This window comes from Streptomyces sp. RPA4-2, from assembly GCF_012273515.2.
GTDB lineage: Bacteria > Actinomycetota > Actinomycetes > Streptomycetales > Streptomycetaceae > Streptomyces > Streptomyces kaempferi.
The window spans coordinates 8,936,095-8,957,743 of sequence record NZ_CP050975.2 but is presented as its reverse complement, the minus strand read 5'-3'; the positions used below and the strand labels follow the sequence as shown (position 1 = coordinate 8,957,743).

The following is a 21,649-nucleotide window of genomic DNA, read 5'->3' as shown; positions in this document are numbered from 1 at the left end:
CAAAACAGCAGTACAAACAAGGGCAGCAGCCTACTGCGGTCTTCGCTCCGCCGACTCACCTCGGTCTGTCGGACGGCCGGACGCCAGCAGGATCCGGAACAGGATCTGAACCAGGGAGAAGGGTCACCGATGACGAAGCTCGTCGCTGTCACGTCTGGTGTGCTCACCACGGCGCCGGCAGCCGCGACGTCAGGCGCAGGCGCGGCCGGCGCGAACACGCGTGGAGCAGCGGGTGCGAGCGTCGCTTCCTTGCCTCCAAGCAGGCCTGGAGGCAGGGAACGAGCTCCAATGCCGCTGTCGCCCTCGCCGTGGTCACCCTCGGCCTGAGTGCCGAACAGGCCGGGGGGAGCAGCGCTGGGCTCACAACAACGTCTGCGGCTACAACGGCCCGTACGACGGGCTGCTGGGCGCAGAGAGCGACAGCGGACCGATCGACGGAAGGATGTCTCATGGGAAACGCACAAAGGGCGAGGCCTATGCCCAGGAAGCTCGCCATCGGTTCCTTCCTGGGCGCCGCAGCACTCGTCCTGACCGCGCTGGCGGTGGCAGACACCGCCGAAGCCGCAGATTGCCCCTCCGGGGCGCTGTGTTCCTACACCTCGACGTACGAATCCGGGTCACGCGGCGCGATCTACGGGGACAACACGGACCTCACCGGCTTCTCCCAGTTCCGTGGGGCCGAGTCTCTGTGGAACGCCGGTACCTCCTGCAATGTACGGGTCTACAGCGAGCGCAACTACACGGGCCACTACTGGACATTGGCCCGCGGCACGGGCATGTACTCGCTTAACGACGTGGCCAACAACCCGGAATGGGGAACGGCTTTGTACCACCACGTCTACTCAGACAACTGGTGCGTATGAGGCGAGCCCCGGCACGGCTCGCGGAGATCGTCGTCACCGCCGCGGCGTTCACGACTGGCTGTTCGTTCTCGGGTAGCGGCGACCGAGGGCAAGTCCCGTTCGACCCGCGACCGCTGTCCGCCGCCCTCGTCACCTCCGTGGCGGACACCGCTCGTTTGCGGGAGCAAGAGGAGTCCGCCGTCGCTGGTTGCATGGCACGCCGCGGATTCAGGTACGAGCCGGAGCGAACAACGGTGAGCGAGCGTGCGGTGACCACCAATCCGTACGGTCTGCTACGCAAGGAGCAGGCACGCCAGGACGGTTACGGCGTAGTGGGCGAGATTATCGGCGGGACGGGCAACCATGCTCCGCCGGCCGCTCACCACTCCACTGGCTGGACAAAGGCGCTGGAAGGCACGCACGTAGAGAAATTCACTCTTTCGACCGGAGTGGTTCTGACCTACCGGCCCGACGGGTGCGCTTACCAGGGCCGCGAAGCGGCCTACGGGCCGGGCTGGAACCGGCTTGAGAATGAACTGGAAGGTTTGCAGGCGGCTGTGATGGACCAGGCCGAAAAAGACGGCCGATATGTCAGCGCGCTGGCCAAATGGTCCTCATGCATGCGGAAGTCAGGCTACGTGTACGACGATCTGCAGGCACCGAGAAAAGAGCTTGCCCGCGACGTAGAGTCGACCGACGGCAGCGACAGAGCACTACGCAGCCTCGGCGGTGAAGAGTTGCGCATCGCATCCGACGATTACGTCTGCGAGCGCAGGGCACGGCTTCACGAAGCGGTGTACGAAGCCCAACGGTACGCGGAAAAATCCGCGCTCAACGACTCGACCCGAGCCGACCTTCGGCGCTACCAGATGTTGAAGCGGAAGGCATTAGGAACGCCAAATAGAAGTACCTCCACCGGCCCAGAGTGAAGGAAATGCACAACAGCGTCTACCGCAAGCACGTCACGCTGGAATGATTTCCCTGCCCTGAGTCCCGACAGGGGCGGCGCGCCCAGCGGGGCGGATTCACGACACACGTGCGTACGTGCCGGACTGTTCCCAGTGCAACTAGCCGCCCCATGCACGACCTCGGATGACGAACCCCAAGAGCAGCGCTACCTGATCACGGTGCAATCCCGTCAAGAACCCGTCGGGAGGCTTCCGCAGGAAGTCCCCGACGTCCAGCCGGCCCGGTGGCGCTTGGCCCTCGCGCAGGGCGTCGACCTTGGCGACGCGCGACGGCCCTGACGCTGGTCAGCGCGCCTCCACACTTTCGGCCGGCTGACAAAGGGTGTCACCCGACACCTCACGCAAGGTGATCCCATTTTTCGGGTCCGCCTGAGGCACCGAACAGATCTGACCAGAGGAGAGAGATGCTGATCCGCTCACGCCTGGCACGGTTTACCGCAACGGCCGTCGTCGCCGTCGGGGCAATGACCGCCTCGACCGCAGTTCCGGCGTCGGCAGCGCCGGCTGCCTTCCCCATCGACAAAACCGAATGCCCCAGCCACTACTTCTGCGCCTGGCACGTTCAGGACAATTCCTACTCGCAGATGTGCAAGTGGAAGGACCCGGTTCCCTCCTGGTTCAACTGCTCATGGGTGGCGGACGGTAAGTTCACCTACGCCGTCTACAACAACGGCACCTCGGGGGCGGGAGTGACGATGTACCGGGAGGTCGGCTACGTCAGCGCCATTGGCGGCTGCGTCTCGAAGGGCGAGTTTGTCCATCTCGCGAACAACTACAGCCCTCATTCGTCCAAGTGGGACTGCTGACCCGTTCGACTGGTTCCAGCAGACCTTCCGCACCCGCGGGCCCGTCATCGCGCTGCCGTGTACGGCGGCCAGCAACGCGGGCAGCCTCTGCCCTCGCCCGGCCATACGGTGAGGGTGGAGGATTCCGTAAGGTGTGTGGGGCGGGGCGGGACGCGGTCAGCCGCGCAGCGCGGAGGCGAGGATGCCGGGCACTTTCCACACGCTCGGTGCGGCGGTGAAGCGTGTGACTCGTTCGACGGTGGTCAGTGCGGTGCGGTTGGTGACGAAGTACGGCGGACGCGGGGACAGCGAGGGATCGCCCGTGAGCAGACCGCGTGGAGCGGGTGTGAAGGGGGCACGCAGTACGGTCTTTTCGATGTTCTCGAGCATGAACGCGTTGTGCACGAACCCGGTGCCGCTGCCGATGTCCTGGCGGGTGTGGCCGGGGAAGGCGCCCCAGGGGGTGAAGCCGAGCAGGAAGCCCACCCCGGACCAGCAGTTGACGCCCAGGGTGCCGTAGCGCAGGCCGGCGATGGCCGTCTGCACCGTCGGCCCGTCGGTCTTCTCGGTCCTGGGGTGGACGATCAGGGTGGCGCCGAGGGTTCCGGGGAGGGTGTTGTTGGAGAAGTCGACGGCGTGCCGCAGGAATTCGGCCGTGGTCGCGCCGGGCAGTCGTACGACGCCCAGGGCGCTTCCGAAGACCTCCTCGGTGATCAGGACGTCGTCGTGCTCGGTGATGTCGGGGACCAAGAGCCGGGAGCCGTCGCCGTGGGTCTCCGCCTGTGGGTGGGCGGCGAGAACGGCGGCCAGGCGGCGGTCGGTGCCGGGGTAGTAGTCGGCACGTGCAGGCAGCTCGCGCAGTACCCGCCGGATCTCGTCCAGGAGCCGCTCGGTGCTGTCCCAGTCACGCGGCACGACCAGGACCTGGCTGGCGATGCAATTGTGGCCGGAGTTGTTCATCTTGCTGGTGACGATGTGCTCGGCCTGGAAGCGGAAGTCGGCGTCGCTCCACGGCCCGGGCGCCACGATGCACGGGCTGACACCGCCCAGTTCACTGCTGAAGGGCTTGGTGACCAGGGGCTGGTCGGCGCGTCGGCGCCGTTCTGCGGCCTCGTCGGTGCCCCAGACGATGGCGTCGTGGGTTCGGTCGCTGCCGGTGACGTGGATGGCGTCGATGCCCTCGTGGCGGGTGAGGTAACCGCCTTCGGCCGCGCCGCCGTCGACGAACCGGACCCAGCCGCGTGCGACGAAATCGGTGAAGATGCGCTCGAAGTGGGGGCGCAGATAGGCGTTGACCGGGTTCAGTTTGGCGATGACGACCTGGCCCTCGACGTAGAGCTTGTGCAGGACGTCGAGCGCGGTGATGGCGGCGACATTTCCGGCGCCGAGCACCAGGGCCACGGCGGGGCGTCCAGGCCGGCCCCGGTACTCGCCCGCGGCGCGGTCGCGTACCTGCTCGGCGGTGGTACCGGGGCTCATCCACACCTGGGCCGTGAAGCCGTTGAGCAGCAGCCGGTCCCAGCCGGTGGCGGGGAAGACGCCGACCTTGGTGCGGCCGTCCTCCTCGCGCACGGCACTGGGGTCGACGGGGCCCTCGCCACGGGCGATGCGTCGCAGTACGTGGAGATAGGCTGCGGCGTTCTGCGCCAGGGCCCACGGTCCTCCGCTCCAGTCCTCGGCGGTCCACGGGGAGTCGGGGGCGTACCCCTTGGCGAGAGCGCCGACCGCGGCCAGTTCTGCGGCGCCGGACGCCACGCGGGGCAGCAGCCGTTCCAGCAGGGCGATGCGTCTGGTGAGCGGGGTGGCCGACCAGGACCCGGCGTTTTCGCGCAACTCCTTGACGGCCCGATCGAGGGAGGAGGTGCTGAGGTCACTGGAATTCACGTCATTCCTCGCAGAATTGGGTGAGGGTGGGCGGGGCAGTGCGCCGGGGCGCACTTCGCCCGGGGCACCTTGGATGCCGCGTCGTCACGCGGACAGCAGGCGCGCGTCGCGAGATGGGTCGATGAGCGTGATGGCGGCGGTTCCGCCGATCAGGAGCAGTGCACCGGTGATCAGGACAGCGTGCTGGTAGCCCGCTGCTCCCTGGGTGTCCACAAGGCTCCCGATCAGTGTCGGGGCAATGAGGCCGGCGGTGGTCACCACGGCGTTCATGAGGCCCAGGGCCCCGCCGCGGCGGTGGGCCGGGGCCAGTTCCGCGACGGTGGTGACGGCGATGCTGCCCATCGCTCCGGTGAGCCCGAAACCGATGACCAGGAGCGCGACCGTCGCCGCACCGGCTGGAGCCGACGGCAGGGCCAGGCACGCCGCGGCGCCTATGAGCAGAAGGATGCCGCCGAGCCCGCCGCGGGCCCGTCGGCTCGTGATGCCACTGCGCAGCAGCCATCCGGCCACGCCTGCCTGTCCGAGCACCACGACGCCACTCAGACCCCAGACCAGCATCAACAGCCGGGCGGACGCGGCCGAGGAATAGCCGAGTCCGTCGTGGAGGTAGGAGGGAAGCCAGACCAGGCCGAAGGCGATGACCCAATAGGTGCCGAAATAGGCGATCGTGGCACCGATCCAGGTACGGGTCGCGAGGATCCGGCGGTACGGCGTCCTGTGCGCGGCCGGGCCCATCCTGGTTCCGGCCCCCTTGACCGTTGCCGTCCCCGTTGCCTCACCGGAGTCGGCCGTGGCCGGGGAGTCATCGTCCGACGCGGCGGCGTACGGTCCCTCTCCGCCGAGGGGGATCCACAGCAGCGCCCACACCGTTCCGGCGAGCGCCACCACGGTGACGGCCGAGCGCCAGCCGTGGTCGTGGATCACCCACGTCAGTACGGGAGCGGCGATCAGGACTCCCAAGGTGATCCCCAGCACGATCAGAGCGCCGGGCAGGTTGCGTCGGTGGTTGGGGAACCAGGACAGGGTGGTCTGCTGAGCGACGGGGAAGGCGGGCCCCTCGGCGGCACCGAGGAGAACACGTGAGGTGATGAGCACGGCGAGCCCTCCGCCCATGGCCAGAGGAGCCTGGGCGACGGACCACAAAGCGGCCATCGCGAGCAGCAGCCACTTGGGCCGCACGCGGTCCGCGAGCAGTCCCACCGCGGCGCCGCAGATCGAGAACAGCAGGAAGAAGGCGCTGCTGGCGAGTCCGAAGGCGGACGAGGACAGGCCGAGGTCCTTGCGGATCGGATCGGCCGCGAGGCCGAGCACGGACTTGTCGGCGAAATTGATCATCATGAAGACGACCAGCAGCGCGGTGACGACCCATGCGCGGTGTCGGGGGCTCCTCACGGCCCTCGGACGGTGAGCGGGCACAGCGGGTACGACGTCGGTGTCGGTCACAAGGGCTCCGCGGGAGACGGGCGAAAGGGGGGCGGGGCGAGGGGCGGAGAGCGGCCCGGACCCGGGTTCGGGTCCGGGCGGTGTTCAGGAGAGCGGGACCCCGGCGATCGCGATGCGTTCCATGACGCGGCGTTGCGGGTAGTAGTCGTTGATCGCGTAGTGCTGGACCGCGATGTTGTCCCAGATCGCGACGGAGTCCGGCTGCCAGCGGAAGCGCACCTGGTACTCGGGGATCCGGGCCTGCAGCACGAGTTCGTGGAGCAGCTCGCGGCCCTCTTCCTCGTCCAGTCCGACGATGCGCGTGGCGAACGGTTCGTTGACGTACAGCAGCCGGCGCCCGGTCACCGGATGCCGGACCACCACGGGGTGCTCGACTGCCGGCATGGTCTGCCGCAGCGCGGCGATCTGGTCCTGAGCCATCGTCGCGCCCCAGGTGGGCACCCAGTCGTGTTCGGCCGTGAGGCCCTCGATCCGCTGCTTCGTCGCGTCGGGGAGGTTGTCGTAGGCGGCGCCCATGTCGGCCCACAGGGTGTCCCCGCCGGAGGCCGGGATCTCGACGGCGCGCAGTACCGAACCAAGGGCCGGGGCCGCCATGAACGAGTGGTCGCTGTGCCAGATGTTCTCGGTGCCCACGGCCATGGCGTCCTTGGCCAACCGGGAGACGCCGGCTCGGTCGCCCGTGGGGAAGAAGGGGTTGGCCTCCGGCTCGCCCCAGAGCCCGGCGATCGCGGCGTGGTCCTCCGGGCCGAAGTCCCGCTGGTCGCGGAAGAAGATCACCTTCCACTCCAGCAGCGCCTGGCGGAGTTCGTCGGCCAGGTCCGCGCCGATCGGCTGGGAGAGGTCCACGCCCGTGATCTCGGCGCCGATGTGCGGGGTGAGCGGGTGAATGCCCAGGATCCGGTACTCGCCCGGATCCGTGCCAGGTGCGGTGCGCTCCAGGATGCGCTTGCCGAACCGGATCAGTGGCTTGTCGAGAACAGGGTGGGGCGTCGCGACGCCGGTGCCGGCCATGCAGTCCTCCACGATGGGGATGGCTGATTTCGTTACTGGCAGTATCGATATTCGGGTATGGGGCCGCAAGGGCACGGAGCAACGAATTTCACGGATCCGGGCGGGCCGGTGTCGCTGTCAGGGCCGCGCCGGGCGGGCCCGCGCCGCCGTCAGGGCCGCGCCGCCACGGCGCGTGCGACCAGGTCGACCACCTCGTCGACGAAACGTCCGTCGAGCGGCTCCTGTTCGCCCAGCAGGCGGAACACCAGTGGCGCCGCCACCAGGGTCGACGCGGCCGCGACATCGACGTCGGCCCGCACATCCCCCCGCTCGATTCCGCGCTGCAGAATGACGCGCGTCTGCGCCGTCACCCGCTCGCTGTACGTCGCGTACGCGCTCCGAGCGGTCCCTGCCTTGGCCGCCGCACTCATGAGCTCGGCCAGCAGACGGTCCGTGCCGGGCAGGCGGTAGACCTCCAGACGCGCCGTCAGCAGAGCGTGCAGTTCGGCACGGAAATCCCCAAGGTCGGCGACGGAAACCGGGCCGACCCGGCTCTCCGCGGCGGCGAGGATCAGATCCTGCTTGGTCGGCCAGCGCCGGTAGATGGCCGGTTTGCTCACCTCGGCCCGGGCCGCCACCGCGTCCATCGTGACCGCGTCCATACCCTGCTCCGTGACCAGGTAGAGCACCGCGTCGAGCACCACCCGGGTGACCCGCTCCTCGCGTGGCCGCCCCGGTCCCCGCTTCTCCGCCTGGATCTGCCGTCCTCCCATGGCCACGAGACTAGAGGGCGTTCACCGGCTGAGGCACACGAGGTCGAGGCGGGGCCGACGACGGAAAGCCGGCAGGAGAGACCCGCCGCCGCTGTCGGCCCTTTCTGAACGGACCAACTGGCTCGCCGGGAGGCGGGGGCGTGGCGCGCAGCGGTGGCGCAGCCGTCGGATGCGCGTTCTGATCGTGTATGTGCGGTCGTCGTGCCGAATCTCTGAGCGCAGGGTCCTGTCGTGAGTAGCCCGCATCACCAGAACGACCGCCGTGGACATACCCGACTGGTTCGACTGGATCTTTCTCGGCCTGGCCGTCTTTCAGGCCGCAGACCTCGTCCCCATCATCCGCCGACGGCGCGGACTCGACTCCGCGGTGCGCTCCAAGGCACGCCTCGACCTGTGGGAGACCGTCGGTAGCCTGCTGCTTTCAGCGGCGTGCCACTAGGTTCCCTGGTGGCGGAATCCTGGTTCTGGCTCACCCTCGCCGGCCTCGCTCTCATGACCGCCGTCTACGCCGTGAAGGGCGTCCGCTTGCTCACCCGGACGTCGGCGGGAGTCGTGGGCGTCGTCTTCTTCAAGAGGCTGGGAGATCCCTACCGGCCCGCGGTTCAGGGCTGGTTGAAGTACACGGTCCACGAGACCACCGAAGCCATCGCCGGCCCCCCACCGTGCCCCGCACCCTGCTGCCCGGCAGATACGACGACCAGGAGCCCCTGCAGTACATCGGCCGCACCACCACCCTCCCCCGGAGCGCCGGCGCTACGGTCGCCGGACTCCTCACGGCGGCCCGGGCCAGGCATCCGAGGACAGGGTGGTCGCTCTCGGCCCGGTGGGGCAGCCAGGAAACCCTGGACGTCACCCTGGTCGAACTGGATCAGCCCGGTCTGCGGCGTGCGGGTGGGACGAGCCGACCGTGCTGTCATCGGCAGCTGACAGCGCGGCCCTCGGAGCGCGGGTCTCTCCTCTCGATTCAGCGGCACCGGATGAACCCGAGCCTGTGCGCAGGCCCGGTCGGCGCGCCCCGGCAGTCCGCCGGGCGGGAGGCGGCCGACGGGCAGATGGCGTCGTACGAGGAACTGGTGGCCGGCTGATCAGCGCGCGGCGAAGACGGGCGTCCACCGTCCGGCGGCGCGGTCGTCACCTCCGCGGAAGCCGCTCAGCGGCACCTCTTTGTCGCTGCCCAGGGCGACGACCACGAGCCGGTTGCGGAACTCGTTCGAGCCGGGCGTGATGTCCCAGGCGATCAGCCGCTCGTTGTCGATCCAGGCGAGCAGCTGCTGTCCGCGCACCGTGGTCGTGCGACTGCCGGTGGTGGGGTTCAGGATCTCGGAGGAGCTGTACTCCGTCCCGCCGCCGGCGTCGCCCGCGGCGAGTCGGCCGTTGAGGGACAGCCGCGCGTCGACGTACCAGCGCAGGTGCTTCTCCAGCGCGGGCGTTGGGGCCGGGTGGCCCCGGAAGTCGTAGAACTGCTGGCCGGGTTCCGCGGTGAGGCCCGTGTAGACGAGCTTGCCGTCACGGCTGAAGCCGAAGTCCTGGCGGTCGTTGAGGCCGGTGCCGTCACCGGACGGAACCTTGCTCCACGACTCCGTACCGGACGCGACGTCGACGATGGAGAAGCCGGTCCGGCCCGGTTCCTGGTAGTTCGGCCAGCGGCTCGACTGATTGCCGGACAGGGTGACGTGCACGTCGGGGTTCTTCTTGTAGGTCGTCGCGAGGAGTGTGCGGCCGTCGGGCGAGAACGCGACGGCCCCGACGGTGTGTTCGACCGGGATCCAGCGTTCCACCTTGCCGGTGAGCAGGTCGAGCAGTCCGATCCGTGAGGTCGGCAGGTCGCGTTCCAGAACAGCGGCGGTCCGCAGGCCCGGGGCGATCGCGACGAAGGACCACTTCGTCGCCTTCTCGTACGTGTGCGTCCGTGGGTTGAGAAGCCAGTAGGTACGGACGGTGGTGTGCCGGCCGCCCGACTGTTTGACGCTCGTCGCGGTGCAGTATGCGGCCAGCACGACTCTCCCGGCCGCGATCATGTCGCGCGGTGGCGACTGGTCGGGGTGGGCGATGAGGTCGCCGTGGTCGAGGACGTTTGCCGGGCGCACGTCATTCTTGCCGGAGTCCAGCCGCGGCACCGCCACGGCGACGGCCACCGCGGCGGCGGTGGCCACGGCGACGGACGCGATCGTTCGGGTCCGGCGGCGTCGCCGGACGGCCAGTACCCGGTCGGCGAGGTCCACCGGCGGCGGAGCCGACTGCGCGTTCTGCTCGCGGAAGGAGTCACGGATGAGGTCGTCGACGTTCACGGGCGCGCCTCCAGGGCCGAGAGGGCACGGGTCGGGGGTTGTTCGTCGGCGCCCCGGCCGAGCGCGGCCACTTCCGGGGCGAGGGCGCGCAGCCGGGCGAGCGAGCGGTGTGTCGTGGACCGCACCGTCCCGACGGAGCAGCCGAGGAGCCGGGACACGTCCGCCTCGGGCAGATCCTCGTAGTAGCGCAGCACGAGAACGGTGCGCTGGCGTGCGGTGAGCCGGGCCAGCGCGCCGCGCATCACGACGCGCAGGTCGGCCCCGGCCGAGGAGTCCGTGCCGTGGCGCGTGCCTTCCGGCGGCTCGGCGACGCTCACCTCCCGCCGGGGCCACTTCAGCCGCCAGCGGCTCACCTGCTGCCGGTAGAGGATCTGCCGTACGTACGCCTCGGGTTCGTCGATGCGGTGCCAGCGCCCGGCGGCCTTGATCAGGGCGTTCTGCAGCAGGTCCTCGGCGGCGTGGCGGTCCCCGCCGCTGAGCAGGACGGCCGTCCTCAGCAGCGCGGACGACCGGTTCGCCACGAACTCCCGGAAATTCTCCTGTGCTTCGGCATCCATCGTCACCTTCGTCTGTCCCCCGGGGGCCTTCTCCGACGGCGCTCGCCGCCACCCCCTGTGCCCCGGGTGACGCGCGCCGCGGGCCCCCGCTATGCCTCCCGGTGCAGGAAAATTATCCGGACTCCCCCAGCTGCGGGCGCCGTCCGACCCCTGCCTCGTTCCGGTCCCGCAGCCGACGCCAGCAGATCATCCCCGAGCCGAAGCCCAGCTCCTGGGACAGAAGCTCCCAGCGAATACCGGTGTACAACCCGAACAGTATCCCGCACGGCACCTCGCGGCTATCCGGACGCTTACGACCCGGACGCTGCGGATTACGCGTAACGACAGGCAGCAGCCGCTCGATGCGCGCCCACAACTCGTCCGTCTTGCCGTCGTTGAGAACAGCGCGAAGCGTCCGCCCTCGCGTAGGGCGGACGCTTGCGTTCGGACCTATCCCTGCAGCTTCATGCCTTTGGGCGTGGTGAGGCCTTTGGAGGCGTGAGCACGGAACGTCGCCGTCCAAATTGTGGGCGGGCACCCCTTGCCGTTGGGGTATTGCTTCTTCAGCTTGGCCTGGACACTGTCCTTGACGACCGTTTCACCGTTTTTCGTGGACGACACGGTGAGCTGCACGGGCAGGCGGGATGCACCGATGTGGTCGGAGAGTTGCACGGACAGCGACATGAACGGGTCGTCGGGGCTGCCCGTCGTACGTTCCTTGCACCTGCCGTTGACGCACAACCGGATCTTCGCTGCGTCCTGGCTGCCGAAGTCAGCGGGCTTCCAGACAACGGAGACGTGTGATTCTCCACCGGCCTTGGTGCACGGTGTGTCCTGGCCGAATAGCGAACATTCGGTCAAAGTCACCGCAAGCAGTGGTACGAGGAGAAATCGGAGCATGTCAGTACCACGCAACCTTCCCGGGGAGGGCACTGTTGGCCAGCCCGATGTCGGTGAATATCAACTGGCAGGGATCGAAGAATCCTCGGCTGCTGTCTCCTCCGCCTCCTCCTCCACCGGAGACGATCCCCTTGGCGAAGGCCCTTCCGCTGCTGTCGACCGTGTACACCGGCCTGCCTGAGTCGCCCTTCTTGCTGCAGGGGCCGGACGTCTTCTTGGCAATGACCATGTTCTCGGCCGTGGTTCCGGTTGTGTAGTGAACGGTCGCCTGTGTGCCAGTCACCTTCCACCCGCACATCTCGCCCGTCTGCATACCTCCCGTGCAGACCGTGTCGCCGCTGTGCGCCCAACGCGTCCAATAGCCGGTTCTGGCACAGATCTTGGGGAGCTGTCGCGGAGCGTCACCTCGAGGTTCGATTGCGAGGGGACGGTTCCCGTGAGACCGCGTACGCCTTGTCGTCTGACCGCCGCAAGTGACGCTCCCTCAGGTCCCCGCGGGTCGATGCTGTGGTCGGACGTGGACAGTAATGGTGCTGGTCATGCAGACCGATGCGCCGTTCTGGGACTCACTGGTGTTCGCCGGGATCGACGATGTGGATGTCGAGGCGGTGACGGCCGCGTTAGGCACCGTCGAGGTGGCGGCGAGAGGCCGCGCGGCAGGCTCTGCATGTCCGGACTGCGGCCGCTTCTCGGACCGAGTCCACGACCGATACCTGCGCAGGCTGAAGGACCTTCCGCTCGCTGAGCAGGGCTTTGTCATCCGGCTGACTGTAAGGCGCTTCATCTGCGGGTCGGTGGACTGCCCGCGCCGGACGATCGCCGAGCCGTTCTCCCAACTGGCCGCCCCGCACGTGCGGTTCACCACTCGACTCAACCACGCCCTGGAGCGAGTGGGGCTTGCGCTGGCCGGGCGGGCCGGCGCTCGGCCAACTGCCCAGCTCGGGTTCGGAGCGGGACGGATGACCTTGTTGCGCAGGGTCATGGCATTGCCCGATCCACGGTTCAGTACTCCGCGGGTGCTTGGCGTGGACGACTTCGCGATCCGTCGCGGCCAGACCTACTCCACTGTCTTGACCAGCGTCGAAGACCACCGCGTGGTCGACGTGCTTCCCACGCGTAAAGCCGGGCCGCTGACCGCCTGGCTGATCCGCCATCCCGGCGTGGAGATCAGCTGCCGAGACCGGGCCAGCGCTTACGCCGACGGTGCACGCCGCGGCGCCCCCGACGCTCTGCAGGTTGCTGACCGGTTCCATCTGTGGCTGGGCCTCTGCCGGGCCGTGGAGACCTGCGTCGCCGCCCACCGCGACTGCCTGCGCAACCCATCGCCCAGCAGCATGCTGCCGGAGGCCACCCTGGGTTCCGGTCCGCCGCAGGATGATACGGAGCCCGTCGGCCGGCGGGCCGATCGGAAGAAGGCAGCACATGCCCTGGTCCACGAGCTTCTTGCCCAGGGCCACTCACGCCGGGCGATTGCCCGGCACCTGGGCTGGGGCCTCAATACCGTGCTCAGGTGGGCCGACTGATCGCGCGCATCGATGAGGAATTCGAACGCCGTACTCTGCCGGAGCCCAACTACATCGAGTTGGCGATCTTCGGCTGGTGGTGGACCAGAATGCGGGAACGCTGACGGACCCGGGCTCGTGACGTTCCCTGATATCGATCACCGCCGCCGCTCTCCGCGACGACTTTCCAAGATCTGTGCCAGAACCGAGTTCGGGCAGCGTTTGCTCAGTACTTCGGGCGGCACCCGTACAGGTGAGGGAATCGAACGTGGACGCTCGCGTCGCCACGGCTCGCTGAGGGCACGCGGCCGACGGCCGGGCGGATGGCTCGGGTCAGGCGTTCTGCTTCTGCGGGTGCAACTCGAGTGTGATGTGCGGGTCGAGCGCCTGCAGGAAGTCGGGGGCGTCGAAGATCTCGCCGGCGGAGGCGACGCCGACGGTCTTGGTGCGGCCGGTCAGGACGCGCTCGAGGGCCACGGCGACGAGGGGCGCGGTGACGGCGTAGATGTCCTGGCCGCCGGCCGTGGCCCGGCGCTCGGTTCCGCCGGAGCGGACGACGACGTCGACGAGGAAGGTCTGGTTCGAGCGCCCGCTCTCGTCGGCGGCGGTCGGGGCCGGCGTGTGAGGGGCAGCGACGTCTCGGGCCGCCTCGGCGCTCATGTAGGTGGTCACATCGGGGATGGAGAGGTGCTGGGGGACGGTGACGGAGTCCGCCATCGTGAACTCCCCGATCACCAGCCGGGGTCCCATCGGTTCCGGGAAGGTCCACTCCAGGGTGGGCGCGGCGTCGGTGCGGCGCTCCCACTGTCCGCCGCTGTAGCGCAGGCGGTGGTCGCCGCGTCGCTCGCGGGAGACCGCGCCTGAGAGCCGGGTACCGGCAGTGGGGTGCCAGTTGCTGAGCGCGTAGGCGATGTGTGCCTCGTCGGCTTCGGTCCAGTCGCCCATCGCCGCGGTGGCCAGCAGGTCGCCGAGGCCGCCGAAGAAGGCCATGGCCGGGACGATCACCGCTCCCGCGTCCCGGGCCCGCTCGCGGTAGTGGGCGAATGTGTCGAGGTTGGCCTCGAGCTCGGCGGCCACGTCCAGGTAGGGGATCTTCGCGCGCAGCGCGGCCTCGATGACGGGGCCGGTGGTTGATGCGAAGGGGCCCGCGCAGTTGATGACCGCCGCCGTGCCCGCCAGGGCCCGGTCCAGCGAAGCCGGGTCCTCGACCGACGCCACCCGGGCCTCCAGCCCGTGTTCGTGGGCCATCTCCTCCAAGGTCTGTGCGTTGCGCCCGGACAGCACCGGAACGAACCCGCGCGCGGCCAGCTCCGCGACCACGAACCGCCCGGTGTGACCGTAGGCGCCGAACACCGTTACCAGCTGACCTGACCCCATGAGACTCTCCCACGTACTCGAACGCCCGCTGCGAGGTCGATCCGCTGCGGCCTGACATCCACATCCTGCCCCTCCGGCAGCGCCCCGCACGAGTGTCGGAAACGACATGCCGCGTACAGTTTCGGACATGCCTACTGTTGCCCTGGCCGCCACCGACGGCATGCTCCATTACGAACTGTCCGTGGCCGTCGAGGTCTTCGGAACCGACCTGACCCACATTGTGGATCCCTGGTACGACTTCTCCCTCTGCGGGAGCGGGCCGGTGCACGTCGACCGCTTCCGCCTGGACCCCGACCACGGACTCGACCACCTCGCGCACGCAGACACCGTGATCGTCCCCAGCTGGGCCGACACCGACCGCGACCCGCCCGCGGAGTTGGTCGAGGCGGTGCGTGCGGCCCACGCGGCCGGTGCCCGCGTGGCCTCACTGTGCACGGGCGCCTTCATCCTGGGCGCGGCAGGACTGCTCGACGGGAGGCGCGCCACCACACACTGGGCCCACACGCGGGAACTAGCCCGGCGCCACCCGGCGGCCACGGTCGATCCGGACGTCCTCTACGTCGACAACGGCGACGTCCTCACCTCCGCGGGCAAAGCCGCCGCCATGGACCTGTGCCTGCACCTGGTCCGCCTCGACCACGGCTCGGCCAACGCCAACAAGATCGCCCGACGCCTGGTCATCCCACCCCACCGCGACGGCGGCCAGGCCCAGTTCATCGCCACCCCCTCCCCGCCCCGGGCAACCACCCCCTGGGCGAGCTCCTCCCCTGGGCGCTGGAGCGGCTGGACCAGCCGCTGACCGTGGAGGATCTGGCCCGCCAGGCCCGCATGAGCTCACGTCACCTCGGCCGCCTCTTCAAGCACCTCACCGGTACCACGCCACTGCAATGGCTCCACACCCAGCGCATTCGCCACGCCCAGGAACTGCTGGAGACCACCGACGCCACCGTGGACACCATCGCCGCGGCCACCGGCATGGGCACCGCCACCACCCTGCGCCGCCACTTCCACCGCAGCGTCGGCGTCCCACCCGACACCTACCGCCGCACCTTCCGTCCCTAAAGGAGTTCCAAGGCCCTGTCGGCCAATCGAACAGCGCCAAGGCAGGTGCCGTCCGAAGTGGTGAACAAACGCTTCCCGCAGGCCGGCGTCGAGGTGGCGCTTCCCAAGTGCGGAACGACGTCGGCGAGGGTCCCCCGGCAGTACTGCGGCGCGTTGGGCAAGCGAGCGAACTGCCAGTCGCGGTCAGCGTGCACGCGGCCACCGACACCGCCTTCCGGCCCGGGGAATGGGTGGCGGATGACACGCGCCGAAGCCGGCTGTTCGTTGGGCCTTCGTAGAAGGTGGCCCCAACGACGATGAGTTCGAGCACTCTCCCGGGTCTTCAACACGCATGCATCTCCCGCTCGTGAATCTGGAGGCACTTTGAAGCTCTTGCTCACGTCAGGTGGCGTCACGAACCCCAGCATCCATTCGGCGCTCGTGCAGCTTCTCGGTAAACCGGTCTCCGAGTGCCACGCTCTTTGCATCCCGACAGCACAGTGGGGGCACCCGATGTGCGGTCCGGCATCGGTGCGGGGCTTCGTAGCCGCCGAGCCCACGTGGCAGCACATGTCCGGCCTGGGCTGGGCATCGCTCGGTGTCATCGAGCTCACCGCACTGCCCACCATTGGACCGGAGCGATGGATCCCCTGGATCCGGGCGGCCGACGTGCTCCTGGTCGACGGCGGCGACGCCACCTACCTGTGTCATTGGATGCGGGAGTCCGGGCTGGCCGATCTGCTGCCTTCGCTGTCCGACATGGTTTGGGTGGGGGTGAGTGCCGGAAGCATGGTGATGACGCCGAGGATCGGAGGGTACTTCGTCGAGTGGCCGCTGGCGCCGGACGACCGCACCCTGGGAGTCGTCGACTTCTCGATCTTCCCGCACTTGGACGCGTGGCCGAAGAACATGCTGGCTGATGCGCAGCGGTGGTCAGCTGACATTGGCGTCCCGGCCTATGCCATCGACGAACAGACGGCCATCAAAGTCGTCGACGGCGCCGTCGAGGTGATCTCCGAAGGGCAATGGACAAAGTTCGGGACATAGCCGCCCGGAATCGCAGGTCGCCGGCCAGCCACAGTGCCTCGGCGTCGCTCCGGTCGCCGCGGCTTGCGTCGATGCGCAGGGGTGCGGCGCGGCGGGTGCCGCGTTCGCGTTCACCTGCGGTCGGCACGTCGAGGGCGGGCGTGTTTTAGGCGTGCAGCGCGGCCGCCCGCGGCGTCTGTCCGGTGTGGCCGTCGTAGACGTCCCATTGGAATACGCGATGGCCACCGCTACCCGAACTCATGTCGAAGTAGACGGAAGGCGGGACTGTGCCATCGGCCAGGAGCACGCCGACGGCTCCTGTGTGGGAGGCCGAACTCGTCCGTCGTCCAGGCTTCCCGCTCCCCATCCCCCATAGCCCACCCTCCAGCCGTACGAACGCGCCCCGGATCGGAACGCCGACACCGACCATGCCGCAGCACCAGCGGGCCGCACATCGAATCCCTGAAGAGGTGAACTGGCCCCCGGACGCGGCTGCGGAGGCGACGGCCAGCGTGCACGACGCTGGCGGCCGGGTAAGTGCCTTTTCACATTTCGTGGGCCTCGCGGGGTATCGCCAACGCTGGGCGGAAGGGACTGTGGAGTGGTGTTGAAGCCGAACGGACGGTGGCGGGCCGGTCAAAAATGGCGGTTCGCCCATGATTTGGGAAGGGGGCGTTCGTGAAGCATGGATCCGTGAAGCGGCCTAACCGTGTGGCTGTCATCGGAGTGGGCATCATCGGCGCCAGCGTGGGCTGGAACCTGACCCGGCACGGGGCCAAGGTGGTCTTCATTGATGCTGGCCAGCCAGGCGAGGGCGTCACGAACTGGTCTTTCTCGTGGGTCAACGCCAGCAAAAAGACCGTGGCTGAGTGCTCAGTGCCGAGGCCGTGATGCCCTCCTCGCTGTCTGATCAGTGAGCACTGGCCGCTCGCTCCAGTCGAGGAAGCAGGAAGTCACTGATCTCCCACACAACGTCGGTCGTCAGCTCATCGGCGTACTACGGACCGCTCCGCAACGGGTCGACCTCGCTCGTCAAACCGCCCCCTCTGGCTTGGCCTTGATGTTCAGAACCCGTCGCCCCATCCGAAGGTGACGTTGTACGCGCGTTGGAGGGCATGCTGGCCCTCGTCCCCGTCGGCGTAGGCCCATACAAGGGCTGCGGCGAACCAGAGCAGAAAAACTCCGCTGACGATGCCCAGAGCGGCCAGCTTGCCGTACCAGCTGAGGAGGACCAGGGCGACGGTCACGATGACCGCGCCGAGGTGGGCTCCCCGCGAGTCGAGCGACGCGGCCTTGCGTGCCGCTCTTCTTTCAACTCTTTCTGCGGCGAAGCGCTCCTCGCGAACCGACTGCAGTTCGTTCTCGTCGAAGTTCATCTCATCCCCCTGGCACTGACGCTACATGGACCCGGACCGCGCTGTCAGAGGAGCACCACGGGGATATGGAACAGGTACTCACCTTGTCGTTTAACTTCAGGCGCTCGGTGGAGTCGTGGCAACGGCAACCTGAGCTGTCCAGGACCCGGGTTCCCGGGGCGGATCCCAGGTCACATCGACGTCGACTTCGTGGAAGTCGTGTGCGAGTCCGACCACCATGGCAGCCACGGCGGCCTGTGCCTCGGCTGGGTCGGTGTTGGCCGCCACGTCGGCAAGGCGTCCGCAGAGCATCGCGCCTTCCTCGGTGAGAACACTGTGGCGCCAGCCTTCCGGCGTCGCCAGCAGGACGATGCTTCTCGGCATGCCGAAGGGAGGCCGTTTCTTCGTCACGCGCTCTCGTCGCACCACGGAGCTATCCAACCTCGTGGGCTTCCTGGAGGTTCGCGCGGGTGGAAGCTCAGGCGCCGCGGCGGGGTTTGGTGCCGATCTTGTGGTGGGCTGGCCGGGCGTATGCCTCACCAGTGGCGAGGACCCGCCCGACGTCGTGGCGGGGTGCCGATCGCTGGTTCTTCGATCCGGGTGGCCGGCCCGGACCCGGGTGGGAAGGTTTCGGTGCACCAGCCGGGGAGCCGGTCTTTGTGCGCAGGTTTCTGAACCCTCTACGGACCCGGGCGGGCGTGAGCTTGTTTGGCGGGGTCGGCTTCTCCCAGGGCCGACGAAGGTCGGTGGCCAGCAGGCGGGCGAGGCGGGGCTGGGCGAAGGCGACGATCACCAGCCACGTCCACCGGTCGGCGGCCTCGGAGCTGCGAAGCCGGGGCTTGGTCCACCCGAGTGTCTGCTTGAACAGGCGAAAGGTGTGCTCGATGTCGAAGCGGCGGAGGAAGGAGTGCCAGCAGCGGTCGACGTCCGCTTCGGTGGCGCCGGTGCGCGACCACCACAGCCATACCGGCTTGTTGACCCTGCCGCTGGGCAGCTTCTCCACGGCCAGGCGGATGACGGTGCCCTCGATGACGGGCGGCGGCCCGTCGTGGCCGAGCCATACCGCCCGTCGGGTCAGCCGCGGATGCAGCCGGTCCCACGCCTGCGCGGTCGCCTTCCCATAAAGCCGCGTGTCCGTGGCCGTCACGGCCTGCCCGGTGCCCCAGGTTCTGGGATCGCCGAAGACGAATTCGCTGCCGTGCTTGGGCGGTCGGCCGCCCTTGGGGTTGGCCAGGCTGAACTCTTTGCGGGAGGGTGTCGGACGCCGCATCACCCGGCGCTGTCCTTGCCGGGACTGCACCTGCTGGAGGGCCGGGAGTGAGCCCGCGTCCGCGGCGTCTTCCCCGTCCTGGGCAGCCCCGCCGGCCTCGCCGCAGAACCGACTTTGTGCGCGAAGTGACCCCGTGGTCAACGAGACAGCTCAGCACATCTGGGACGCCCAGAATCATCCGGCGACCACGATCCCCGCCAAGACGGGCAAGGAGATCCCCGGCGCCCCCACCACGACGCCATTGCACCGGATCTCCTACGACGCCACGCTGCGCAGGCAAAACCGTGACACCGCGCGGGCGGCGTGCCAGGCCAGGTGGCCGAACTACTCCGCCGGCGGCAAGGACTGCGACGAATACCCGTTCAGTACCACGAAGGAAGGGGCCAAGAACGCGAACGGCAACTACTCGGCCCGGGCCCTGGACAGCACGGACAACCAGAAGGCGGGATCACGGCTCGCCACCTGGTACAACGACGACCGCATCCTCGACGGTGACGCCTTCTACGTGAAGGTGAAGTAACTCCCGCACGAGCTGAGCGGCCCGCCTGCGTCTGGACGTTCTTGTTGCCCTTGGCGATGAAAAAGGTGGCCGGGACGAAGTCGTACGTGTGGACCTTGTCGCGGCCGGTACCGGAGGCCGCGCCTTCGTCGAAGGGCAGCAGCTCCCTGCTCTCCCTCTTCCAACCCTTGATGCTGGCGTCCTCCTGCGCCGCGCCGACCTCGCCGCGGAAGCCACCCGAGACCTGCGTGAAGCCCCCGTGCTTCTGCCCCTTGTGCAGAACGGCGCCTGTGGCACTCGACTGGTTCCACCAGTTGATCAAGAACGTAGTCGTGTCTTTGATGGTGCCGGTGGTGTTGATCTTCTCGATGTACTACTCGAACAGGACGGACAGCTCGCCCTGGAAGGCGTACCCGATGATCGTCTCGACGTAGGTGAGGGTGCCGACAGGAGTGCCGGTCTCCACGTCGACAGCGACGACCTGGACGGTGCCGCGGCGGCACAGGGCGAAGTGGTTCTTGACCCACTCGGGCTTGCCAGCGCTGTTGCCGTGCGTGACGCACTCATTGTGGGTCACATCGTGGTAGTTGACCGCGAGGTGGCCTCGGACCTGCGGCACTGCCAGCAAAAGATGCTGCGGCCGAGCGCCGTGCGGGACAGGGCCCGAATCTTCCAGCGGCGCGTAGGTCGCCGTGTACCGGATGTCGGACGGATCCGGCTCACTGGCACTGACGGCCGTCGCCGGTGAAAGCAGCACGGCAAGCATGCTGACAACGGCAGACAGAGCCCATCTGACAGATTTCACAAATGCCCTCTGATGATCACGGTCGCGGCCAAAGTAACAACCCGTGCTCTTGTGGTGTCCTGTGCGCCCAAGAGTGATCAAAGCCATACAACATGTCCTCAACGAGCCCCCTGCAATGGGGCGTTCGGGAAGAGACCGAACTCCGAGACGGCGCGGACTCACTGCTCTCGGCGCCATCGCGGAACATGACCGGGCCGATCGGGTGAGCTGCCGCGGGCGGGAGAACCCTCTGCCTGCGGCCGTGCGTCGTGCCGGGTGTGGAAGCGATCAACGAAGTACACGTATCGGAGCCCGGTCTGGTCGTGGTCGACGTGGCAGCCGCCGACGACCAGACCGCCTTCGCCTTCCAGGCGACCCTGACCGGAATGTGGGCAGCTACCTCGGTGGAACGCGCGACCCGGGACCTCGGACAGCCCGGCGTACGACTGCGCTGCTACCTCGACATGCGCCAACGCTTCAGCCCCTGACCGAGACGCCAGTCTCCGAACCGAAGTGCTCCCGGCCGGCCACGTACCCAACACTGCGATTCGCCGACCGAATTCCGAGGCCGGGATGTCACGCCCAGCGCAGCGGCTCGACATGGATTTTCCCGTTTCACCGGTATTAGACGCAAACCACTACAAAAATCACTGCGCAACTCGAGCCATTTCAAGGGAGATTGCTTTGCGCGCACGTCTTGCCGCCGCGGCCGTCACGGTCGCTCTCACCGGACTCATCTTCAGCGCGCCGGCCGCCGGCACGTCCAGGCTGAAGGTGCCGTCGCCGGCCTGCACCCGCGGGACCGCGTTGGTGCTGACGTCCGCAGTCCGGGACGCTGCCGGCGGCCGACTCGAAGACAAGCCGGGCCGGTCACCGCCGACCGCCCGTGGCGCGGCTGGCCGCCGAGTGGCAGAAGTTCCACGACGGCATCCATACGCGGCTGCGGCTGAACCAGTACGACGAGGCCAAGACGAGTCCGTCGCCGGCGGTGTGGGACTTGTTGAATGCGTAGCCTGAGAACGGGAAGCTCACCGCTTCGCCGGAGCCGCTCCAGCTCGTTGAGGAGCCCCTCGTCGACAACGGTGTTCCGGCGGCCCTGCGGGGACACCTTCGTGGCCTCGAAACGCCGCCGCAGGTCCTCCGCAATCACGTCGACCGCCTCCACCGGCGCCGCCGTCTCCGCGGCCATCAGCAACCGGGGTCGTCCACTCTGCCCACCACTCACGACCGCAGTCCCTTCCACCGCCCCGCCTACCAGCAAGAGAATCACCGCGGCGAGCGTCAACACATGAAAAGTAACAATAAGTGCATATCGTCGTGTTGTGTGTTCACGGAAGTGAATTTGTTTCCCGCCGACCACCCGCGGACGCGGCCGTAGCGCAGTGG

General features: G+C 68.3%; 23 protein-coding genes and 4 pseudogenes. 13 read left to right on the top strand and 14 right to left on the bottom strand.

Features of this window, described 5'->3' with window-relative positions:
• The first annotated feature begins 476 nt into the window (after positions 1 to 476).
• From HEP85_RS39450 to HEP85_RS39440, 3 genes are all read left to right on the top strand, one after another.
• Positions 477 to 863: a peptidase inhibitor family I36 protein gene (locus HEP85_RS39450; protein WP_168534522.1), complete on the top strand. Its 387-nt coding sequence runs from the start codon at positions 477 to 479 to the stop codon at positions 861 to 863.
• 233 nt (positions 864 to 1,096) lie between these two features.
• On the top strand, positions 1,097 to 1,771 hold the full coding sequence (locus HEP85_RS39445; RefSeq protein ID WP_168532128.1) for a hypothetical protein: 675 nt from the start codon (positions 1,097 to 1,099) through the stop codon (positions 1,769 to 1,771).
• Between the two features lie 443 nt (positions 1,772 to 2,214).
• Positions 2,215 to 2,616 (top strand): peptidase inhibitor family I36 protein, encoded by a 402-nt coding sequence (locus HEP85_RS39440; RefSeq protein ID WP_168532127.1) that lies wholly within the window; start codon positions 2,215 to 2,217, stop codon positions 2,614 to 2,616.
• 156 nt (positions 2,617 to 2,772) lie between these two features.
• Here the strand turns inward: HEP85_RS39440 and HEP85_RS39435 are convergent, their stop codons facing one another.
• The 4 genes from HEP85_RS39435 to HEP85_RS39420 all read right to left on the bottom strand — a co-directional run bounded on the left by HEP85_RS39435 (position 2,773) and on the right by HEP85_RS39420 (position 7,685).
• Entirely contained in the window at positions 2,773 to 4,479 is a 1,707-nt protein-coding gene (locus HEP85_RS39435) for an aldehyde dehydrogenase family protein (RefSeq protein WP_168532126.1), read from the bottom strand.
• An 84-nt stretch (positions 4,480 to 4,563) separates the two neighbouring features.
• Positions 4,564 to 5,871, bottom strand: coding sequence for an MFS transporter (locus tag HEP85_RS39430; protein ID WP_248002307.1), 1,308 nt, complete (start codon positions 5,869 to 5,871; stop codon positions 4,564 to 4,566).
• Positions 5,872 to 6,006: 135 nt separating this feature from the next.
• Positions 6,007 to 6,933 carry a TauD/TfdA family dioxygenase gene (locus HEP85_RS39425; protein WP_168532125.1) on the bottom strand — a complete coding sequence of 309 codons (927 nt, stop codon included), beginning with the start codon at positions 6,931 to 6,933 and terminating at the stop codon, positions 6,007 to 6,009.
• Positions 6,934 to 7,082: 149 nt separating this feature from the next.
• Positions 7,083 to 7,685, bottom strand: coding sequence for a TetR/AcrR family transcriptional regulator (locus tag HEP85_RS39420; protein WP_168532124.1), 603 nt, complete (start codon positions 7,683 to 7,685; stop codon positions 7,083 to 7,085).
• A 262-nt stretch (positions 7,686 to 7,947) separates the two neighbouring features.
• Between HEP85_RS39420 and HEP85_RS39415 the strand changes: the two genes are divergently transcribed.
• The gene (locus HEP85_RS39415) at positions 7,948 to 8,124 is read left to right on the top strand and encodes a hypothetical protein (protein WP_211118153.1); all 177 of its coding nucleotides are present in this window, start codon (positions 7,948 to 7,950) and stop codon (positions 8,122 to 8,124) included.
• Between the two features lie 223 nt (positions 8,125 to 8,347).
• Positions 8,348 to 8,770 carry a hypothetical protein gene (locus tag HEP85_RS39410; RefSeq protein WP_168524970.1) on the top strand — a complete coding sequence of 141 codons (423 nt, stop codon included), beginning with the start codon at positions 8,348 to 8,350 and terminating at the stop codon, positions 8,768 to 8,770.
• Here HEP85_RS39410 and HEP85_RS39405 read toward each other — a convergent pair whose 3' ends face one another.
• The 5 genes and pseudogenes from HEP85_RS39405 to HEP85_RS39385 all read right to left on the bottom strand — a co-directional run bounded on the left by HEP85_RS39405 (position 8,771) and on the right by HEP85_RS39385 (position 11,722).
• Positions 8,771 to 9,973 (bottom strand): WD40 repeat domain-containing protein, encoded by a 1,203-nt coding sequence (locus HEP85_RS39405; RefSeq protein WP_168532123.1) that lies wholly within the window; start codon positions 9,971 to 9,973, stop codon positions 8,771 to 8,773.
• Positions 9,970 to 10,530: a SigE family RNA polymerase sigma factor gene (locus tag HEP85_RS39400; RefSeq protein WP_168532122.1), complete on the bottom strand. Its 561-nt coding sequence runs from the start codon at positions 10,528 to 10,530 to the stop codon at positions 9,970 to 9,972. Before HEP85_RS39400 ends, HEP85_RS39405 begins: the two co-directional genes overlap by 4 nt.
• A 145-nt stretch (positions 10,531 to 10,675) precedes the next feature.
• Positions 10,676 to 10,885: pseudogene (locus tag HEP85_RS39395) on the bottom strand (transposase); the annotation flags it as partial.
• Positions 10,886 to 10,959: 74 nt separating this feature from the next.
• Positions 10,960 to 11,376 carry a hypothetical protein gene (locus tag HEP85_RS39390; RefSeq protein ID WP_168532121.1) on the bottom strand — a complete coding sequence of 139 codons (417 nt, stop codon included), beginning with the start codon at positions 11,374 to 11,376 and terminating at the stop codon, positions 10,960 to 10,962.
• Between the two features lie 34 nt (positions 11,377 to 11,410).
• Positions 11,411 to 11,722 (bottom strand): hypothetical protein, encoded by a 312-nt coding sequence (locus HEP85_RS39385; RefSeq protein ID WP_168532120.1) that lies wholly within the window; start codon positions 11,720 to 11,722, stop codon positions 11,411 to 11,413.
• A 226-nt stretch (positions 11,723 to 11,948) separates the two neighbouring features.
• Here HEP85_RS39385 and HEP85_RS39380 point away from each other — a divergent pair, with 226 nt between their 5' ends.
• The gene (locus HEP85_RS39380; RefSeq protein ID WP_248002306.1) at positions 11,949 to 12,932 is read left to right on the top strand and encodes an ISL3 family transposase; all 984 of its coding nucleotides are present in this window, start codon (positions 11,949 to 11,951) and stop codon (positions 12,930 to 12,932) included.
• 312 nt (positions 12,933 to 13,244) lie between these two features.
• Here HEP85_RS39380 and HEP85_RS39375 read toward each other — a convergent pair whose 3' ends face one another.
• Positions 13,245 to 14,288: a trans-acting enoyl reductase family protein gene (locus HEP85_RS39375; protein WP_211118151.1), complete on the bottom strand. Its 1,044-nt coding sequence runs from the start codon at positions 14,286 to 14,288 to the stop codon at positions 13,245 to 13,247.
• 127 nt (positions 14,289 to 14,415) lie between these two features.
• Between HEP85_RS39375 and HEP85_RS39370 the strand changes: the two are divergent.
• The 4 genes and pseudogenes from HEP85_RS39370 (at position 14,416) to HEP85_RS39355 (ending at position 17,246) form a co-directional block, all read left to right on the top strand.
• Positions 14,416 to 15,350: pseudogene (locus HEP85_RS39370) on the top strand (GlxA family transcriptional regulator).
• Positions 15,351 to 15,440: 90 nt separating this feature from the next.
• Positions 15,441 to 15,562, top strand: a pseudogene (locus HEP85_RS39365) (transposase); the annotation flags it as partial.
• A 151-nt stretch (positions 15,563 to 15,713) separates the two neighbouring features.
• Positions 15,714 to 16,376: a Type 1 glutamine amidotransferase-like domain-containing protein gene (locus HEP85_RS39360; protein ID WP_168532118.1), complete on the top strand. Its 663-nt coding sequence runs from the start codon at positions 15,714 to 15,716 to the stop codon at positions 16,374 to 16,376.
• Positions 16,377 to 17,033: 657 nt separating this feature from the next.
• Positions 17,034 to 17,246: an FAD-dependent oxidoreductase gene (locus HEP85_RS39355; protein WP_329528772.1), complete on the top strand. Its 213-nt coding sequence runs from the start codon at positions 17,034 to 17,036 to the stop codon at positions 17,244 to 17,246.
• A 173-nt stretch (positions 17,247 to 17,419) separates the two neighbouring features.
• Here the strand turns inward: HEP85_RS39355 and HEP85_RS39350 are convergent, their stop codons facing one another.
• The 3 genes and pseudogenes from HEP85_RS39350 to HEP85_RS39340 form a co-directional block, all read right to left on the bottom strand.
• On the bottom strand, positions 17,420 to 17,731 hold the full coding sequence (locus HEP85_RS39350) for a hypothetical protein (RefSeq protein WP_168532117.1): 312 nt from the start codon (positions 17,729 to 17,731) through the stop codon (positions 17,420 to 17,422).
• A 96-nt stretch (positions 17,732 to 17,827) separates the two neighbouring features.
• Entirely contained in the window at positions 17,828 to 18,121 is a 294-nt protein-coding gene (locus tag HEP85_RS39345; protein WP_168532116.1) for a hypothetical protein, read from the bottom strand.
• A 67-nt stretch (positions 18,122 to 18,188) separates the two neighbouring features.
• A pseudogene (locus HEP85_RS39340) lies at positions 18,189 to 18,926 on the bottom strand (transposase); the annotation flags it as partial.
• Between the two features lie 187 nt (positions 18,927 to 19,113).
• Between HEP85_RS39340 and HEP85_RS39335 the strand changes: the two are divergent.
• A complete protein-coding gene (locus HEP85_RS39335) occupies positions 19,114 to 19,500 on the top strand; it encodes a NucA/NucB deoxyribonuclease domain-containing protein (protein WP_168532114.1) in 387 nt (128 codons plus the stop codon).
• A 352-nt stretch (positions 19,501 to 19,852) separates the two neighbouring features.
• On the opposite strand, the gene HEP85_RS39330 is transcribed toward HEP85_RS39335, so the two are convergent.
• Positions 19,853 to 20,098 carry a hypothetical protein gene (locus HEP85_RS39330; protein WP_369658038.1) on the bottom strand — a complete coding sequence of 82 codons (246 nt, stop codon included), beginning with the start codon at positions 20,096 to 20,098 and terminating at the stop codon, positions 19,853 to 19,855.
• Positions 20,099 to 20,541: 443 nt separating this feature from the next.
• On the opposite strand from HEP85_RS39330, the gene HEP85_RS39325 reads away from it, so the two are divergent.
• Together HEP85_RS39325 and HEP85_RS39320 are read left to right on the top strand one after the other, a co-directional pair.
• A complete protein-coding gene (locus tag HEP85_RS39325; RefSeq protein WP_348772473.1) occupies positions 20,542 to 20,751 on the top strand; it encodes a DUF6207 family protein in 210 nt (69 codons plus the stop codon).
• Between the two features lie 398 nt (positions 20,752 to 21,149).
• A complete protein-coding gene (locus HEP85_RS39320) occupies positions 21,150 to 21,275 on the top strand; it encodes a hypothetical protein (RefSeq protein ID WP_282189882.1) in 126 nt (41 codons plus the stop codon).
• Positions 21,276 to 21,649: the final 374 nt, after the last annotated feature.

Excerpts from the sequence above, each read along its gene's own strand:
- HEP85_RS39450 (WP_168534522.1), top strand. The coding sequence starts at position 477 with ATGCCCAGGAAGCTCGCCATCGGTTCCTTCCTGGGCGCCGCAGCACTC.
- HEP85_RS39440 (WP_168532127.1), top strand. The coding sequence starts at position 2,215 with ATGCTGATCCGCTCACGCCTGGCACGGTTTACCGCAACGGCCGTCGTC.
- HEP85_RS39425 (WP_168532125.1), bottom strand. The coding sequence starts at position 6,933 with ATGGCCGGCACCGGCGTCGCGACGCCCCACCCTGTTCTCGACAAGCCA.
- HEP85_RS39420 (WP_168532124.1), bottom strand. The coding sequence starts at position 7,685 with ATGGGAGGACGGCAGATCCAGGCGGAGAAGCGGGGACCGGGGCGGCCA.
- HEP85_RS39400 (WP_168532122.1), bottom strand. The coding sequence starts at position 10,530 with ATGGATGCCGAAGCACAGGAGAATTTCCGGGAGTTCGTGGCGAACCGG.
- HEP85_RS39385 (WP_168532120.1), bottom strand. The coding sequence starts at position 11,722 with ATGCAGACGGGCGAGATGTGCGGGTGGAAGGTGACTGGCACACAGGCG.
- HEP85_RS39380 (WP_248002306.1), top strand. The coding sequence starts at position 11,949 with ATGCAGACCGATGCGCCGTTCTGGGACTCACTGGTGTTCGCCGGGATC.
- HEP85_RS39375 (WP_211118151.1), bottom strand. The coding sequence starts at position 14,288 with ATGGGGTCAGGTCAGCTGGTAACGGTGTTCGGCGCCTACGGTCACACC.
- HEP85_RS39350 (WP_168532117.1), bottom strand. The coding sequence starts at position 17,731 with ATGAACTTCGACGAGAACGAACTGCAGTCGGTTCGCGAGGAGCGCTTC.